This window comes from Pseudomonas sp. Eth.TT006, from assembly GCF_054456575.1.
Genome location: NZ_JBTJEN010000003.1, coordinates 383,522 through 399,643 on the forward strand (window position 1 = coordinate 383,522; position 16,122 = coordinate 399,643).

The following is a 16,122-nucleotide window of genomic DNA, read 5'->3' on the forward strand; positions in this document are numbered from 1 at the left end:
CCATGAGCACCACCGACACCGCCGCCCCGGCGTTAAAGGAAATCTTCAACGCCGAGCGCCTGCAACACATCGCCAGCGAAATGAGCGCCGTGTACCCGGCGTTCAAGGCCAAGGCCTTTCTCAAACACGCGCAGAACGGACTCGCTGAATTATCAGTGATGCAACGCATGGCCCGCGTCAGCGAAAGCCTGCACGCCGTACTGCCGCTGGACTACGAAGATTCCCTCGAAGTCCTGCGCGAACTGGCGCCAAGACTCAACAGCGGCTTCGTCAGCATGTGCCTGCCGCACTACGTCGCCAGCTACGGCGGCCACGCGTTCGACACCTCAATGGACGCCCTGAAATACTTCACCACCTTCGGCTCCTCCGAATTCGCCATCCGCCACTTCCTGCGCAGCGACCTCGAACGCACGCTGGAACGCATGCACGACTGGACCCGCGACCAAAACCACCACGTCCGCCGCCTCGCCAGCGAAGGCAGCCGCCCGCGCCTGCCCTGGTCATTTCGCCTGGAAGCGGTACAAGCCAATCCGCAACTCGCCGCCGGCATTCTCGATCGGTTGAAGGCCGACGACAGTTTGTACGTGCGCAAGTCCGTGGCGAATCATCTGAATGACGTGACCAAAGAACATCCGGAATGGGTGCTGGACACGATTGAAGGTTGGTCGCTGGAGAACAAACACACCGCGTGGATTGCCAAGCATGCGTTGCGCAGTTTGATCAAACAGGGCGATTTGCGTGCGCTGACGGTGATTGGTGCGGGGGCGAAAGCTGAGGTTGAGTTGCTGGATGTGCGGGTTGAGCCGGCGGAGGTGAGGTTGGGTGAGGCGATTACGTTGTCGTTTGTGGTGAAGTCGACGGTGGCGCATGAGCAGCGGTTGGTGATTGATTATGCGATTGACTATGTGAAGGCGAATGGCGGGGTTTCGGCGAAGGTTTTCAAGTTGAAGACGGTGGAGTTGGCGGGGTTTGAAAGTGTAAGTGTGGGGCGGCGGCAGGTGATTAAGGACTTTACAACGCGGAAGCATTTTGTGGGGCGGCATGGGGTAAGGGTTATGGTGAATGGGGAGGTTTTGGGTGGGGGTGTGTTTGAGATTGTTGGGGGGTGAATTTGGGGGGGGATTTTGTGGATCTGGAAGTGATGGGATAGAAATGGATTTATGAATGAGCTTACTTTCGGCCAAGAGCAGCCCTTCGTGTAGGGAAAAACGTCCAAAAGGCCACCGCACGAGAAGATAGGACGTTTGTCAGCATCAGCCGAAGTGCTTATGCCAACATCACCGTAAATGCGTTAAGGGGCTGCGGAGTGCGGCCGAGTGATTGAAGCGAAGAGCTATAACCAGTTGTTATGGTTTTACATACAGAACAAGAAAATAGCCTCCGTTTTTGCTTCTGTAAGGCCGTCCAAGTTTCGAAAAACCAAACTGGTTAAACAAGTGATGCATCGGGGCATTATCTTCACGCGTAGTAGCAAAGCAAGCCTTGCCAGCAAGTGATTCTTTAATTGCCTCCATTAAAACACGCCCGTAGCCGTTCCCTCTCGCCGCGCTCGATACATATAACCAGCCTAGCTCATACTGATATTTACTTTGTTCTGGAGCACTACATTTCTCAAAAATACCAGTTTTATAGCCTGCATTAGGATTTTTGATTGCTCCAATAGCAACACACTCGACGTCGTGAATGAAGAAAAGTTTCTCTGCGCGCTGAATTCGCTGTCGCAGACCGGTCAGCGAAACCTCTCCTCCTTTCGAAACCAACTTCTCAAATGTGTCAAGCTCAGTGACGCTACAATCTTTAGGGGCTTTGGCTATTCTGTCCATGCTAAAACCTCACAACGATTAAGCTAAAGGGGCTGAAGGATAAGTTTCCAGCAAACAAAATCAGCGCATTGAGCGAATTTTCATCCCTCAATAACTCAAACGGGCCAAAAATTCTGTTACGCCAAGAAGCATGAAGCTTACTTGCTCCTTAGTGTACTCATTGTATTTTCCGTGAGCGGCATTATTCCTTAGATCCAGCCATGCCGTGACTGATTTCTGGTCAAGCTTTGTATAGACTTCGGATTTCGCCAAGTCAGAATTTAACCGATCAGCTTTTTTAGGAATAAAAACACCATCTTTCTCAAGCTCTGTATCAATATTATTTGCCGCACAGAGCTGCCGTAGTTTTTCCTCCAAAACGCTGCCAATCATTACGGCTGCGGAATCTTTATAGCCTTGTTCCAAAAGATGTTCAGCCATCTCAAGAAAGTCAGAAAATATTTCAGCTGCAATTAATTTTTTTACTGTAAATATCCAGCCGCCGTCAATCTCACTTTGAATCGAGTGCAAAATTGCATGACTTCTCTTAGCGCTGGACTCAAGAGTGCTTTTCGTGGCGGAGTCGTATTCTGAATAATATGAATGGTTGTCTCCATAAGTCATCGCAATAAAAGACAATGTTGAAGCCCTAAGTCCAGCCATCGCTCCAGACTCTACGTGATCTGAGCCGTACTGGTTATGTTTTTTTGTCGCTAGTACCTTTTCAGATTGCTCAATTAGCTGGGCGACTCTTTTCGACAAATCTTTTGGTTGCATGTAATTTCCTTTGTCACATAACTACTATTAGGTGACATTGCTCAGGGAGAAATGCAACATGAATGACAGCAAGCCCTGCTGCGTACTAAAGTCGAATGCAGTTTCCGGGACACTACTCGTGCGCCGCCACCGCGCCCATTGAAATAATGGGGGGGGTATATCTATTTCCGAAAAAATAAAACCGCACCCATTTTTGGTCCATTTTTTCCTTATCCTTATAAAAGCCGCAATGACAAAAGCTACCTTTACAGTAGCTTCTGCCTGCGACATCCTATTTTTTTGAGGATTTGCTAGGTTTCAAGTCGGGATTATTTCCTTGCGTGTCTTTATTATCACGACGACGCTTGTCAACTTCACCGGTTGATTTAGCAATTGGTTTTGGGCCTGGTTTAAGCGCCATAAGTTTTCTCCTTAACGTTGATATTGATTGTGTTTTTTTTGCGCTTATCAACTACTCATAAGTAGATTTTTTCCCTTTGTCCTCCTGCCAAGGTTGTTTTCTTAAATCTATGGCCAACGCACCAAATTCAATTCCTTGATTCGAACCGCCATGGCACTGTCAGAGACTCTGAATTGCTGAGCCAAAGAATTGATTGCCTTGCCATTGAATCTTGTACAGCGAGCCAAAGCTATTTCTCGGTCGAGTGAGTTTTGCGAGGCATAAAGAAGAGAATCTGGATCGTTAGCGCTCAGGTGATAACAACTGACGTCGTTGAAATGAAACTGCCCCTTGCATCCAAACTGGCTTTCAAACCGAGCAATCACAAGCTTAGTGGGCATAAGGAAACACGCTGCGAAATAATCCGCTTCGCGCTCAATCAGAGGTTTGGTCGATAGTGAGTGATAGCCGCCTATCGGCCGGTCCCTATGCATAATTTCTTGCTCATGAAGTAGGAAATGGCCTATCTCATGAGCAGCTGTGAAACGGCGTTCATGTAATGGGAATTCGGTAGAGACTGCGATTTTTCCGGAACGCCGATCAAACATCCCTGCTGCTTGGAATTTCTGACCTTGCGGAGCAAATCTTGTGGAACCAAGGGTCGGAAGCTCCTGGTACGTCAGCCCCAACAGCGAAGCCGCAACTGCGGGATCGAGCATGTTTAATAGTGGAGGTTGTCCGCCGGGCCACAGAGTCTCTTTGTTTGACCAAAGCCCTTCGTGAACCCAATGTGCTGCTTCTTGGATGTATTCTCGATCCATTTCGCCACCACCACATATTGTGCCTGGAGTAAAAATAGACACAACATGTAGGACAATCAACCATCTCCCCGCCAGATTTGGTTCCAGCTGACGAACGGTGTTGAAAGGATAGACCGCTCGGTCTTCTCACTCACTGGACAGGCTAACGGCCCAGCCTGAAAAGCTATGGCTGCACGGCAATGCACTTGATCTCCACGAGCAGTCCCGGTCGAGCCAGTTCACTCACGCCTATGCAAGTCCAGGCACAAATGCCTCTGGGAAAGACCTGATCCTTCACGCGTCTGAAAATTGGCATGTGGCGTTGCATATCGACGTGATAAGTCGTCATTTCAACAACGTCCTCAAAGTCGCAGCCACCCGCAATCAAAACCAGTCGTAGATTTTCCCACGCAGCCAAAAACTGCTGCTCGGGATCTTCGATAACGGCCAATTCCGGTGTGCGACCTACCTGACCCGCGCAGTAGAGCGTTTTTCCTACCTTCACGGCTGGCGCATAACCGGCTCGATCGCTGAGCAATTTCATGCTGTCTGGAACGATGATTTGACGGTCAGCCATGGTTGCGGAACCCAAATTAGAGACGGGTACGAAACCTACCTCAAGTGCCAGAGCGCCGTCCAATTGGCTCACTCTTCATTGAGTGATCAAGCCCGCGGGGCGCCAGGCGGACGCCCTCTCCTACCAACTCCCGTATGGAATGCCGTACTTCTCGATATAGCGCTTCGCCTTTTCACTAACCGGATAGGCGTAACGCCCTCCGCGCTTCCCCTGCTCCGGCCCTAGCGGTTCAAGTTCGCCTTGGGCATGAGCGACTTGAACCGGGCGATGACATGAGTCTCTGACCCACGCTCGAAGTACCCCACCAGGGGCTAACCCCACGTACAGCGAGGCCATATATCGAGCAGTCTTTTCTGGAGTTTCTGGGCAACGCTGGTGCGTTGATTCCACCATCAATTGGCTCGCCGATTCCGGAATTTCAATGAAACCCTTGTAGGTCTTCTGCTCTGATATGGACTGCCAACGGACGAAGATGAGTTTGGGAAGATCGGCACCGGTTACCGGAATACCGGAACCACTGACCGTACCCCAACCACGAGCTGACTCTGTACCATCTTCTGGTTCGCCTCCGGCGGCGGTGCTTCCGCCCACCTTGAAAAAAGTCCTGTTTTTGATGTCCAGGACTGAGCTGTCCTCTACCCAAACCCTCATGTAATCAGGTTCAGTGAAAGCCAGTTCCCACCACTCGGATTTCGGATCACCTTTGGCCGAAAGTGGATCAGTTTTTTGGCATCCTGCTAGCAGCAATACGCATAGCAGAGTTAGGACCTGCTTCATGGCTGGCGGCCTGATGGTTTACCAACTCCCATAAGGGACGCCGTACTTCTCGACATATCGCTTAGCCTTCTCACTCACCGGATAGGCGTAGCGACCGCCGTTTTTCCCTTGTTGTGCACCTAGCGGCTCAATCTCGCCCTGGCCTCTAGCGACCTTGATAGGATTTCGGCAGGAGTCTTTTACCCAAGCCTGCAGAGCGCCACCTGGAGCGAGACCTACGTAAAGAGACGCCATGAAACGTGCAGTTTTATCCGGCGTTTCCGGGCAACGTTGATGTGTGGATGTCACCATCAACCGTCTGGCCTCTTCAGGAATATCAATAAACCCGCGATAGGTTTTCTGCTCAGTAATGGACTGCCAGCGCACGGAAATGCGTTTTGGAAGGTCGGCCCCCGTGACAGGCATTCCCGAGCCAGTCACTGCTCCCCAGCCTCGAGCCGATTCGGTCGAGATGTCGGGTTCTCCTGAAGCGGCAGTGCGTTTGCCTACTTTAAAAAATATTTTGTCATTGACGTCTTGAACGGAGCTGTCCTCCACCCAGACTTTCATGTAATTCGGTTCAACAAACACTAATTCCCACGACGAATACTTAGGGTCGTTTTCACCAGTTTCGGCACCTCCTGATTGGCATCCCGCCAACAGTAGAGCACCCAGCAGAGCAATCATCGCTTTCATTACCAAAAATTCCAGTCAGGTACATGAGGGTGTTGTACGCGGACCCCGTCATCCGTCGGGGCATTGATATATACCGCGTCTATGCCACTTCCATCTCTTCTTCCAAGAGGATGATTCCAGTTGGCAGAGGTATGAATGTACCTCAGCTTGAGAAGCTCCTCTTCCTCTAGAGTGGTTGTGTTATCGCCGGCAACGAATCGATCGCATAGCGATTGAAGTTCCTCCGGTACGGAATACTCACCATCGTCGGGCATGTCGATGAAGCGAACACCCTTTTCTTTTGCCAGTTGGTACATGACTCTCAGGTAAACCCTGGAAAGCTTGCCGCTAACTGGCCGCTTGAGCTGGAGGGCAGCAAACACGCGCGTCTGCTTGGGGGAGAGCCTGTCCTGATGATCACGCGGGAGTTCAACAGAGGCGGGGGTGACAATTTCCAGTAAATGAGCAGGCCATCCCTTGGCGACCCATTCACTTTTTGCCCTTGCAGCATCATGGTAGATCGACGTGCTTGTGACATCGGTAAAAGTAGATACCGCCAAAGACTGCATCGGGCTCACCAGCACACACTCCTCAACTTCGTCGAGATAGCTGCCACCGATATCAGAATGAACGCCAGGAAAGGTGTACTCCGGGTGAGCGGGCTTCACCCTGCTGAGCGCAAAGTTTGCGCGGCATTCATCACGAGCGACCAAGTGGACAACGTCTTTGAAGTACTTGCGATCCAGATAGAGCTTCACACCGGGCGCGATGGAACTTTTCACTCGCCCGAAATTTGTGAATCCGGCGATTGAGGGCACGGTGTCGAACAGCCCGATGAACCCCATGTTAATGCCGCTTCCGTACTGACTATCAAAGGTTCGACTGAAATCTCTGGCGCTGCTGTTTAGTAAATTCCCTAACGGACCTTGCTTCCCGCTGACAACCTCGTTCGAAAAGTGCCGTGCTGCAGCAGCTCCACGACTAAAGCCAAACGTATCAAAAGTCAGAGAAGCAATTTCGCAATTCGGGTTCTCCTTCAATGCTTCTTCAATAATGCTGTTGATCTGTTTGAAAGATGCCTGCACGCGGCCGGCCACACCGGTGTCGCCGCGCCCCATTCCGGAACCCACCACGCTGTCTTTTTTATCGCTCTGTGTACCGATACCGTCGATGTAAAGAGCACGCGAAACACGTCTCAAAGAACCTTCACCCTTGGCTTCTTTGATCTCTTCGTACAGTGAAAATAACTTATTTACGTTGGTAGGCCCGGCGCCATAGCTGCTGTCCGGATCCTTCATGTACGGCTGACAACTCGCAGGAATATCCTGCGGTGCAATCGGATGCTGCGCACCGCACAGCAACCCCGCCGCCGTGTTGTTCGCATTGTTGCCAGTACCATCAAAGAAAACCCCAATCCTCAACGCAATGCCGATTTTCTCAGGCTCGCGCGCGGGTTCTTTCCCGTGTTTCTCATACTCCGCCCAACGCTGGGCGTGAATATCGACGGGTTTGGCTTCTTCGTAGCGGTAGTTTTTCGGGGGGTTGGGAACGTAGCCACTCAATCCTTGATTCCTTGTTCTGATCCTTGAAGAACGGGCCGAAGGGTGCCAGCCGGGGCTGGGAGGCGCAAGGCGTGGCCCTGTGCCAGCGCGGTTGAGACAAGTGGGTGCGACGAGGGTTCGGGCTCGTCGCAGGGGCGTGGCTAGTGGGCGATTTCGACGTTGTCGAGGGCCTGGTTGACGGCGAGTTCGCCGAGCATCACCACTTGGGCGATGCCGAGTGCGGTTTTGCGGTGGGAGGTGTCGAGCATGGCGGCGAAGTTGTTGAGCATTTCGCTGGCCGAGCCTAGGGTTTCGCTGGCATTGGCGAGCAGGGATTCGGTGTCGCACTTCGGGTTGGCGAGGTACATGGGTTCAGGTTTTTGTGGGTTGGCCATGATTTGGGTGGCCGGCGACAGATAATGGTCCAGGGCGCGTTCGGCGGCTTCGTGGAGCTTTTTCGAATCGAGGGATTCGTAGGGGGATGCGAGGTCGGTTTCTGGCGGGTTGGGTGTTGGTTTGATCATGGTGAAGCTCCTGGTTGTTCATTAGGAGCTACCGCCATCACTTGCAGATGATGGGTGGCAGCTGTGCGCGGGTCTGCAAGACCGGGAAACCAGGAACCCGGCAGACCCAAAGGTCTCCCGCACAAAGCTGCCATTGATTGGACGCAAACGAGCGTCCATCTAGCCTGGCTATGCGACTGGTTTTCCGGCGGGCTTGCAGACCCGATCACTGATGAGCAGTGACAGGAATCAAGTTACGGAGCGCGGGCCAGACGCACAAGCCGGCGGATTCTGGCGTACTCGTAGCCGATGGCGCAAGGCGTTGTAGGGCGTGACCCGTAACAACAGGCGTCATTTAAACATCCCGAATTTTCTGTGTTTATCCGCCAGCCGAACGAACCACCGATCCCGCATCAACCCCACCCGCGCAATGATCAAAATGCACTGTTCAGCGCAAAACAGTCATTTACACACCTACCTAGCCAAGGCCCCGCTCGCTAGAGTGCAACGCCCCTTTATAACTGGCTGACGTACTTATGAATCTTTGGTTTCGCTTGCTCTGCATGCTGTTTCGCCGACCGTGGCGCAAGCCGGTCAATGCGCTGGAATCCACCGTTATCCGCATGCGCGTGTGGCCGCTGGATCTGGACTTCAATCGGCATGTCACCAACGGCCGCTACTTCACCATGGCGGACGTCGGGCGCATGGATTTCGTGCTGCGCAGTGGCGCGTTTCGCGTGGCGTTGCGCGCTAAAGCGCTGCCGATTGTTGGTGATACGTGGGGTAAGTTTCGCCGTGAACTGAAGCTGTTTGAAGCGTTTGAGATCCATAGCCGGATGCTTGGCTGGGACGATAAATGGAGCTTCATGGAGCATCGTTTCGTGAGCAAGGGTCGGGTGATCGGCGTGGTGGTCATGCGGGGGTTGTTTCGGTCGGCGAAGGGGACGATTGCGCCGGGGGAGTTTGTCAGGGAATTGGGGTTGCCTGAGCAGTCGCCGCAGATGCCGGAGTGGTTGACGGCGTGGTCGGGGAGTTGTGATTTGATGAGTCTGCAGCTTAGGGGGGAAGAGGTTAAGTGATTGGGTGTCTGGGCTGACGTCTTCGCGGGCAAGCCCGCTCCCACAGGGGATTTGGGCTGGCTTGGGATTGGTGGTGTTTGGGATGGTGTCATCGCCAGCAGGCTGGCTCCTACATGGGATTGGGTCTGATCTGAGATGGGTGGTGTCTGGGCTGGCGTATTCGCGGGCAAGTCCGCTCCCACAGGGGGATTGGGCCTGGCTTGGGATTGGTGGTGGTTGGGCTGGCGTCTTCGCGGGCAAGCCCGCTCCCACAGGGGATTGGGCTTGGTTTGGGATTGGGGTTGATGGCGTTGCGCGTTATTCGGTACGCCCCGGCAACATCCGCACCAGCGTGTTATCCCGCACCCAATAATGGTGGAACAGCCCCGCCGCCGCGTGCAGGCCGATCAGCCAGTAGCCGGCGTTGCCCAGCCACTCGTGCCAGTATTTGAGTTGTTTGGCGAAGTCCGGGTCGATCGCCACCGGCGCCGGGACGTGGAAGCCGAAGTACGGGAACGGTTTGTCGGCGGCGGCGAGCATCAGCCAGGCGAGGATCGGCGTGGCGATCATCAGCACGTACAGTCCCAGGTGCACCAGGTGCGAGAGGCCGGTCTGCCAGGCTGGCGGTTTTGGCGTGATTGGCGGACGTGGCTTCATACGGGCGAGCAGGCGCAGCCACACCAGAACGAAAATGCTCGTGCCGAACAGGCCGTGGAAGCCCATCAGCAGGCCGCGCGCTTCGCTTCCCTTGGGCAGGTAGCCTTTGATTTCGACGCAGGCATAGACGCCGACGAACAGCGCCAGCATCAGCCAGTGCAGAGCAATTGAGAGATTTGCATAACGGGTGACGGCAGTGTCGCGGGTCATAAGGCGCCTCATGCTTGGCTAGGTTGCCCTTACATTATCCGCATTCATGTCAAATTGTTGTGACCTCACTCAAGCAAACGGGCCAAACATGCCACTTGCGTCATTGCCGGCAACCGTCGCTTCAGTTGTGCAACAACGCAGCAGCGGATGAAACCACCAGCAGCACTGCGAGGATCCGGTTCAGCCAGCGCATCTGCGCCGGATTGCTCAACCAGCGTGCCGCGCCGCGACCGAGCAACGCCCACAGCGCCAGACACGGCAACGACACCAGAAAGAACGCCAGGCACAAAGCATTCAAGCCCTGCCCTTGCGCAGTGAACACGCTGATCACGGCAATCGCCATCATCCACGACTTGGGGTTGACCCATTGCAGCAGCGCGGCGCCGAGCAGGCCCAGTTCGGGTTTTTCCTCGCTGGCGGCGGGGTCAATGGCGGTGGCCGGGGTGGTGAAAATCTGCCACGCCAGCCACAGCATCCAGGCCATCCCCAGTGCGCTGATCACCGGGCGCACGCCGGGCAGCATCAGCGTGCTGGCGCCCACGCCGGCCACCCACACCAGCGATGCAGCGCCCGCCCCTGCGCCGAGAATGATCGGCAGACACGGCCGCCAGCCACGTCGGGCGCTGGTGCTGAGGACGATGAGATTGGTCGGCCCCGGAGTGATCGAAGCGACGAAAGCAAAGAGAATGAACGCAAGCATGGCACGGCCCTGTAGTAAGTCAGGGCTCACTGTGACGCCTGCGCAGCGCGCGGGTCTTGAACGTTTGTTCAGCGGCGAAAGCTGCCGATGGCGCGCTGCTGATAGGCGCCCGGCGTGATCCCATAGGCGCGCACGAACCAGCGGCCCAAGTGGCTTTGATCAGCGAAACCGAGCCGGCTTGCGACCTCCACCGGTTGCACCCCGGCGGCGAGCAATTGGCGGCCACGGATCAGGCGCAACTGGATCAGCCACGCGTGCGGCGCCAGACCATAGGCAGCCTTAAACGCGCGGGTCAGGCGAAAGCGATCGGTGCCGCAGACTTCGGCCAGGGTGTGCAGGCTGATGTCCTGCTCGTGGTAGGCCATCAGATAGTCTCGCGCCTGCCGGGCAATCAGCGGCGCACGCAGCGTGGCGGCCGATTGCGGGCGCCGATAGAGGTGCAGCGCCAGCCGTTCGAGCAGCGCATCCAGCGCCACTTCGCGGACCATGCGCACGTCCTGTTTGTGCAGCGCGTTGAACGCAAACAAGGTGGCGCGGGCCAGTTCGGGATCATCGTTGAGCACCGTGCCGATGCCCGGCAAACCGCCGACGCAGCCGTCCAGTTGCAGGCTGTCCAGCGCCTGTTCCAGCCACGCCGGTTGCAGGTACAGCATGCGATAGGTGAAACCTTCCGGGCTCGGCGCATCGCCGTCATGAATGTCGCCGGGCTCGAGCATGAAAACTTTGCCCGGCGTGCTGTCATGCCGCGCCCGGCGGCTGTTGAAGCGCTGCACGCCTTGCTCGGTGAAGCCGATCAGGTAGGTCTCGTGCCAGTGCGGATCGTACGCGTGCGCGTGCCCGGCGAAATGCGCGTGCAGGGTTTCGATGCCGGTTTCCCGGTCGTGGGCAAGGTCGATCCAGTTGCTCATGGCTTGAATACGCTGATGGGGCTGGGGGCAGTAATCCATAAATGCCGGGTTGAGGCTAGAAGGTTTGTGCAAAACAGATGACCGTGTAGGAGCTGCCGCAGGCTGCGATCTTTTGATTTTGTTTTTTAAGATCAAAAGATCGCAGCCTTCGGCAGCTCCTACAGGGGGCGTGATCAACCGAGGAGCAGCCCTCGCTCCGCCTCGCACAACCCCACCATATAATCCCAAACCACCCGCAGCCGCACCGACTTGTGCAGCTCGCGCCGGGTGCTGATCCAGTAGCTGCGCTCGATGCTCTCGTCCGGCAATAACGGCACCAGATCCGGGTCGGACGCGGCCATGTAGCACGGCAACACGGCAATCCCCAAGCCAGAACGCGCCGCTTCCTGCTGGGCGATCACGCTGGTGCTGTGAAACACCACGCGCGGGCTGCGGCAGAAGCTGTTGAGGAACATCAGTTCCTGACTGAACAGCAGATCGTCCACGTAACCGATCCACGCATGTCGCCCGAGGTCTTCGCGGCTGCGCAGTGGCGGCGCGCTGTCGAGGTAGCGTTGGCTGGCGTAGAGCGCGAGGCGGTAGTCGGTGAGTTTGCGGGTGACCAGCATGTCGGCGGCCGGGCGTTCGAGGTGGATGCTGATTTCCGCCTCGCGGTTGAGGATGCTGACGAAGCGCGGCACTGCCACCAGTTCCACTTCGAGGCCCGGATAGCGCTCGAACAGGCCGATCATGCGGCCGGCGAGAAATTTCACCCCGAGGCCTTCGGTGACGCCAACGCGGATCTTGCCCAGCGGCGCGCTGGACTGGGTGATTTCTTCCTGAGCCAGCAGCGCGACGTTTTCCATGGCTTCGGCGTGCTTGAGCAGCGCCTCCCCCGCCGGCGTCATCTCGTAGCCTTGGGCGTGCTGGACGAACAGCGCGGTGCCGAGGCTTTTTTCGATGGCCTCGATGTGCCGGGCGACGGTGGCGTGAGTGGTGTTCAAACGGCGCGCGGCGGTGAGCAGGCGCCCGCTGCGTTGCAGTTCGAGAAAAAACCGCAGGTCGTTCCAGTCGAACATGGCGGGTCCTTGTCAGCTATGGTCATTTAGAGCTGTTTGAAAACGCACAGCGGCTGCGCAAAAACTAACATTCTTTTAACGAAAGCTAACAACTAGAGTGTCCGACAATAAAAACAAAAAGCGAGGTCAGGGAATGCAGACTTCCCTCGATGAATACGACTACATCGTGGTCGGCGCCGGCCCTGCCGGGTGCCTGCTGGCCAATCGACTGTCGGCGGATAAACAGCAGCGCGTGTTGCTGCTCGAGGCCGGTGGGCGCGACAACTATGCGTGGATTCACATCCCGGTCGGTTACCTGTTCTGCATCGGCAACCCGCGCACCGACTGGTGCTTCAAGACCGAAGCGCAAAATGGCCTGCAGGGCCGCAGCCTGAGCTACCCACGCGGCAAAGTGCTGGGTGGCTGCTCGTCGATCAACGGCATGATCTACATGCGCGGCCAGGCCGGCGACTACGACGGCTGGGCGGCCGAGGGCAATCCGGGCTGGGCCTGGAACGACGTGCTGCCACTGTTCAAGAAGAGCGAAAACCACTTTGCCGGCGCCGCTGAATTTCACGGCGCCCAGGGCGAATGGCGGGTCGAACAACAGCGTCTGTCATGGCCGGTGCTCGACGCCTTCCGCAGCGCCGCCGAGCAGAGCGGCATCGCCAGCATCGACGACTTCAATCAGGGCGACAACGAAGGTTGCGGCTACTTTCAGGTCAATCAGAAGGCCGGGGTGCGCTGGAATGCGGCCAAGGCCTTTCTCAAACCGATTCGTGACCGGGCCAATCTGACGGTGCTGACCGGGGTCGAGGTGGACCGGGTGCTGCTGAAAAATGGCCGTGCGTCGAAGGTCAGCGCCCGTCATGAAGGTCAGGTGAAAAGCTTCAAGGCGCGCAAGGAAATCATCCTCTGCGCCGGCGCCGTGGGTTCGCCGAGCATTCTGCAGCGCTCCGGGATCGGCCCGCGTCCGTTGCTGGAACGCCTCGGCATTGGCGTGATTCATGAGTTGCCGGGGGTGGGCGGCAATCTGCAGGATCACCTGCAACTGCGCCTGATCTATAAGCTGGAAAATGCGCGCACCCTGAACCAGATCGCCGGCAGCGTGTGGGGCAAAATGGGCATGGGCCTGCGCTACCTGTATGACCGCAGCGGGCCGTTGTCGATGGCGCCCAGTCAGCTCGGCGCCTTTGCCCGATCCGGACCGGAACAGACCTCGGCCAACCTCGAATACCATGTGCAGCCGCTGTCGCTGGAGCGTTTTGGCGAGCCGCTGCACAGCTTCCCGGCGTTCACTGCGTCGGTGTGCGACCTGCGTCCACAGAGCCGCGGGCGGATCGACATTCGCTCGGCCGACCCGCAAGCCGCGCCGCTGATTCAACCCAATTACCTCAGCCACCCCGAAGACCTGCGCGTGGCTGCCGACGCCATTCGCCTGACCCGGCGCATCGTCAGTGCGCCGGCCTTGCGTGCGTTCAATCCGGTCGAATACCTGCCCGGCGACAGCCTGCAAAGCGAAGAGCAACTGCACGAAGCCGCCGCGAAAATCGGCACGACGATATTTCATCCGGTGGGCACTTGCCGCATGGGCCAGGACGCGGACGCGGTGGTCGATGCGCAACTGCGCGTGCACGGCGTGCCCGGCCTGCGCATTGCCGACGCCTCGATCATGCCGCGCATCACCTCGGGCAACACCTGTTCGCCTACGCTGATGATTGGCGAGAAGGCGGCGCAGTTGATCCTCAATCCCAAAGCTATAAACACCCTACCTGTGGGAGCGGGCTTGCTCGCGAAAGCGGTCGATCATTCAACATAGACGCTGCCTGATACGACGCCTTCGCGAGCAAGCCCGCTCCCACAGGTTTTTACGGCAGACCAAAAGCATCGCGCTGCACCCGGACACGCAACACCAGTGGAACAACAAAAACAATCACTGTGAGGGATACCGATATGTCAGAACACGCCCAGCCGCTGGACGCCGCGAGCGGCGCCAGTACCAGCAATGCCACGCAGAAAGTCATCTTCGCCTCGTCCCTGGGGACGGTGTTCGAGTGGTATGACTTCTTTCTGTATGGCGCCCTGGCGGCGGTGATCAGCAAGCAGTTTTTCGCCGGGGTCAACGACACCACCGCGTTCATTTTTGCGCTGATGGCTTTCGCTGCCGGGTTTATCGTGCGGCCGTTCGGCGCGCTGGTGTTCGGTCGGTTGGGCGACATGATCGGGCGCAAATACACCTTCCTTGCGACCATCATTCTGATGGGCATCGCCACCTTCTGCGTCGGCCTGCTGCCGACCTACGCCAGCATCGGCATCGCCGCCCCGATCATTCTGGTGGTACTGCGCATGCTGCAAGGCCTGGCGCTGGGCGGTGAATACGGCGGCGCCGCAACCTATGTGGCCGAGCACGCACCGATCGGCAAGCGCGGTTTCCACACCAGCTGGATTCAGTCCACCGCGACCCTCGGCCTGCTGCTGTCGTTGCTGGTGGTGCTCGGTTGCCGCTACTTCACCGGCGATCAGTTCGAAGTCTGGGGCTGGCGCATTCCGTTCCTGCTGTCGATCGTGCTGCTGGGCATTTCCACCTGGATTCGCCTGAGTCTGCACGAGTCACCGGCCTATCTGAAAATGAAAGAAGAAGGCAAAACCTGCAAGGCGCCGATCCGCGAATCCTTCGGCAAATGGGAAAACCTCAAAGTGGTGCTGATCGCCCTGTTCAGCATCAACGCCGGGCAAGCGGTGACCTTCTACGCGGCGCAATTCTACGTGCTGTTCTTCCTCACCCAGTTCCTGAAAATGGACCCGGCAGTGGCCAACAGTCTGCTGATCATCAGCGTGGTGATCGGTGCGCCGTTCTTCATTATTTTCGGCTGGCTGTCGGACAAGGTCGGACGCAAACCGGTGCTGATGCTCGGCCTGCTGCTGGCGACCGCGCTGTACTTCCCGATCTTCAAATCCCTCGCTCACTACGCCAACCCGGCGATTGATCAGGCCAGCCGTCAGGCGCCGATCACCGTGCTCGCGGACCCGGCGACCTGCACCTTCCAGTTCGATCCGGTGGGCAAAGCCAAATTCGACAGCCCGTGCGACAAGGTCAAAACCTTCCTGGTCAAACAGGGCCTGCCCTACACCAGCGCCGCCGCCCCGGCCGGCAGCGGCGTACAGGTCAGCGTCGGCGACGTGAAGATCGACGGTTATGACGAAGCGGCCCTGCGCGGCGCCGTGACCCTCGCCGGCTACCCGCAACAGGCGGACATGCAGCAGATCAACAAACCGATGATCGTCGCCCTGATCGTCGCGCTGATCATCATCTCGGCCATGTGCTACGGCCCGCTGGCGGCGCTGATGGTCGAACTGTTCCCGACGCGCATCCGCTACACCTCGATGTCCCTGCCGTATCACATCGGCAACGGCTGGTTCGGCGGTTTCCTGCCGACCGTGTCGTTTGCGCTGGTGGTGTACACCGGGGATATTTTCTATGGGCTGTGGTACCCGGTGCTGATTACCGGGGTGAGCCTGGTGGTGGGGATGCTCTGCCTGCGGGAGACGAAGAATATCGATCTGGACAAGAACTGAACCTGATCGACTGGAAATCACCTGTGGCGAGGGGGCTTGCCCCCGTTCGGCTGCGAAGCAGTCGCAAACTGCGAACGGTATCGGCTCCATCCGGATTTGCAGAGCTTGGGGCCGCTACGCCGCCCAACGGGGGCAAGCCCCCTCGCCACAATGACTCGACCTGGAG

Annotated in this window: 17 protein-coding genes; 4 read left to right on the forward strand and 13 right to left on the reverse strand. The window is 57.1% G+C overall.

All coding sequences use genetic code 11. From position 1 onward, the window contains the following. Positions 1–2: 2 nt before the first annotated feature. Positions 3–1,109, forward strand: coding sequence for a DNA alkylation repair protein (locus ACXR0M_RS07715; RefSeq protein WP_458831344.1), 1,107 nt, complete (start codon positions 3–5; stop codon positions 1,107–1,109). A 237-nt stretch (positions 1,110–1,346) separates the two neighbouring features. Here ACXR0M_RS07715 and ACXR0M_RS07720 read toward each other — a convergent pair whose 3' ends face one another. From ACXR0M_RS07720 to ACXR0M_RS07760, 9 genes are all read right to left on the reverse strand, one after another. Next, on the reverse strand, positions 1,347–1,823 hold the full coding sequence (locus ACXR0M_RS07720) for a GNAT family N-acetyltransferase (protein ID WP_458831345.1): 477 nt from the start codon (positions 1,821–1,823) through the stop codon (positions 1,347–1,349). 87 nt (positions 1,824–1,910) lie between these two features. Then, entirely contained in the window at positions 1,911–2,579 is a 669-nt protein-coding gene (locus tag ACXR0M_RS07725) for a hypothetical protein (RefSeq protein WP_458831346.1), read from the reverse strand. A 271-nt stretch (positions 2,580–2,850) separates the two neighbouring features. Next, a complete protein-coding gene (locus ACXR0M_RS07730; RefSeq protein ID WP_256214295.1) occupies positions 2,851–2,979 on the reverse strand; it encodes a hypothetical protein in 129 nt (42 codons plus the stop codon). Positions 2,980–3,086: 107 nt separating this feature from the next. Further along, positions 3,087–3,779: an ImmA/IrrE family metallo-endopeptidase gene (locus tag ACXR0M_RS07735; RefSeq protein WP_458831347.1), complete on the reverse strand. Its 693-nt coding sequence runs from the start codon at positions 3,777–3,779 to the stop codon at positions 3,087–3,089. 163 nt (positions 3,780–3,942) lie between these two features. Beyond that, a complete protein-coding gene (locus ACXR0M_RS07740; protein WP_458831348.1) occupies positions 3,943–4,335 on the reverse strand; it encodes a RidA family protein in 393 nt (130 codons plus the stop codon). 120 nt (positions 4,336–4,455) lie between these two features. Beyond that, on the reverse strand, positions 4,456–5,112 hold the full coding sequence (locus ACXR0M_RS07745) for a DUF2931 family protein (RefSeq protein ID WP_458831349.1): 657 nt from the start codon (positions 5,110–5,112) through the stop codon (positions 4,456–4,458). 18 nt (positions 5,113–5,130) lie between these two features. Further along, positions 5,131–5,787 (reverse strand): DUF2931 family protein, encoded by a 657-nt coding sequence (locus ACXR0M_RS07750; RefSeq protein WP_458831350.1) that lies wholly within the window; start codon positions 5,785–5,787, stop codon positions 5,131–5,133. After that, positions 5,787–7,328: a phospholipase effector Tle1 domain-containing protein gene (locus tag ACXR0M_RS07755; protein ID WP_458831351.1), complete on the reverse strand. Its 1,542-nt coding sequence runs from the start codon at positions 7,326–7,328 to the stop codon at positions 5,787–5,789. The genes ACXR0M_RS07750 and ACXR0M_RS07755 overlap by 1 nt, the downstream gene beginning before the upstream one ends. A 140-nt stretch (positions 7,329–7,468) precedes the next feature. Beyond that, positions 7,469–7,831 (reverse strand): DUF6124 family protein, encoded by a 363-nt coding sequence (locus tag ACXR0M_RS07760; protein ID WP_458831352.1) that lies wholly within the window; start codon positions 7,829–7,831, stop codon positions 7,469–7,471. A 515-nt stretch (positions 7,832–8,346) separates the two neighbouring features. Here ACXR0M_RS07760 and ACXR0M_RS07765 point away from each other — a divergent pair. Continuing rightward, the gene (locus ACXR0M_RS07765) at positions 8,347–8,889 is read left to right on the forward strand and encodes a thioesterase family protein (RefSeq protein ID WP_458831353.1); all 543 of its coding nucleotides are present in this window, start codon (positions 8,347–8,349) and stop codon (positions 8,887–8,889) included. A gap of 297 nt (positions 8,890–9,186) precedes the next feature. On the opposite strand, the gene ACXR0M_RS07770 is transcribed toward ACXR0M_RS07765, so the two are convergent. From ACXR0M_RS07770 to ACXR0M_RS07785, 4 genes are all read right to left on the reverse strand, one after another. Next, on the reverse strand, positions 9,187–9,735 hold the full coding sequence (locus ACXR0M_RS07770) for a cytochrome b (protein WP_458831354.1): 549 nt from the start codon (positions 9,733–9,735) through the stop codon (positions 9,187–9,189). Between the two features lie 121 nt (positions 9,736–9,856). Next, positions 9,857–10,435 carry a LysE family translocator gene (locus ACXR0M_RS07775; RefSeq protein WP_458831355.1) on the reverse strand — a complete coding sequence of 193 codons (579 nt, stop codon included), beginning with the start codon at positions 10,433–10,435 and terminating at the stop codon, positions 9,857–9,859. Between the two features lie 68 nt (positions 10,436–10,503). Next, positions 10,504–11,343 (reverse strand): AraC family transcriptional regulator, encoded by an 840-nt coding sequence (locus tag ACXR0M_RS07780; RefSeq protein ID WP_458831356.1) that lies wholly within the window; start codon positions 11,341–11,343, stop codon positions 10,504–10,506. Positions 11,344–11,516: 173 nt separating this feature from the next. Further along, positions 11,517–12,401: a LysR family transcriptional regulator gene (locus tag ACXR0M_RS07785; protein ID WP_458831357.1), complete on the reverse strand. Its 885-nt coding sequence runs from the start codon at positions 12,399–12,401 to the stop codon at positions 11,517–11,519. Positions 12,402–12,534: 133 nt separating this feature from the next. On the opposite strand from ACXR0M_RS07785, the gene ACXR0M_RS07790 reads away from it, so the two are divergent. Then, a complete protein-coding gene (locus ACXR0M_RS07790; protein ID WP_458831358.1) occupies positions 12,535–14,199 on the forward strand; it encodes a GMC family oxidoreductase in 1,665 nt (554 codons plus the stop codon). Between the two features lie 134 nt (positions 14,200–14,333). Next, the gene (locus ACXR0M_RS07795; protein WP_458831359.1) at positions 14,334–15,956 is read left to right on the forward strand and encodes an MFS transporter; all 1,623 of its coding nucleotides are present in this window, start codon (positions 14,334–14,336) and stop codon (positions 15,954–15,956) included. The last annotated feature ends 166 nt before the right edge of the window (positions 15,957–16,122 follow it).

Coding starts and splice junctions, on each gene's coding strand:
- ACXR0M_RS07735 (WP_458831347.1), bottom strand. CDS start 3,779: ATGGATCGAGAATACATCCAAGAAGCAGCACATTGGGTTCACGAAGGG.
- ACXR0M_RS07720 (WP_458831345.1), bottom strand. CDS start 1,823: ATGGACAGAATAGCCAAAGCCCCTAAAGATTGTAGCGTCACTGAGCTT.
- ACXR0M_RS07775 (WP_458831355.1), bottom strand. CDS start 10,435: ATGCTTGCGTTCATTCTCTTTGCTTTCGTCGCTTCGATCACTCCGGGG.
- ACXR0M_RS07740 (WP_458831348.1), bottom strand. CDS start 4,335: ATGGCTGACCGTCAAATCATCGTTCCAGACAGCATGAAATTGCTCAGC.
- ACXR0M_RS07765 (WP_458831353.1), top strand. CDS start 8,347: ATGAATCTTTGGTTTCGCTTGCTCTGCATGCTGTTTCGCCGACCGTGG.
- ACXR0M_RS07780 (WP_458831356.1), bottom strand. CDS start 11,343: ATGAGCAACTGGATCGACCTTGCCCACGACCGGGAAACCGGCATCGAA.
- ACXR0M_RS07745 (WP_458831349.1), bottom strand. CDS start 5,112: ATGAAGCAGGTCCTAACTCTGCTATGCGTATTGCTGCTAGCAGGATGC.
- ACXR0M_RS07795 (WP_458831359.1), top strand. CDS start 14,334: ATGTCAGAACACGCCCAGCCGCTGGACGCCGCGAGCGGCGCCAGTACC.
- ACXR0M_RS07750 (WP_458831350.1), bottom strand. CDS start 5,787: ATGAAAGCGATGATTGCTCTGCTGGGTGCTCTACTGTTGGCGGGATGC.
- ACXR0M_RS07760 (WP_458831352.1), bottom strand. CDS start 7,831: ATGATCAAACCAACACCCAACCCGCCAGAAACCGACCTCGCATCCCCC.
- ACXR0M_RS07785 (WP_458831357.1), bottom strand. CDS start 12,401: ATGTTCGACTGGAACGACCTGCGGTTTTTTCTCGAACTGCAACGCAGC.
- ACXR0M_RS07770 (WP_458831354.1), bottom strand. CDS start 9,735: ATGACCCGCGACACTGCCGTCACCCGTTATGCAAATCTCTCAATTGCT.
- ACXR0M_RS07730 (WP_256214295.1), bottom strand. CDS start 2,979: ATGGCGCTTAAACCAGGCCCAAAACCAATTGCTAAATCAACCGGTGAA.
- ACXR0M_RS07715 (WP_458831344.1), top strand. CDS start 3: ATGAGCACCACCGACACCGCCGCCCCGGCGTTAAAGGAAATCTTCAAC.
- ACXR0M_RS07790 (WP_458831358.1), top strand. CDS start 12,535: ATGCAGACTTCCCTCGATGAATACGACTACATCGTGGTCGGCGCCGGC.
- ACXR0M_RS07725 (WP_458831346.1), bottom strand. CDS start 2,579: ATGCAACCAAAAGATTTGTCGAAAAGAGTCGCCCAGCTAATTGAGCAA.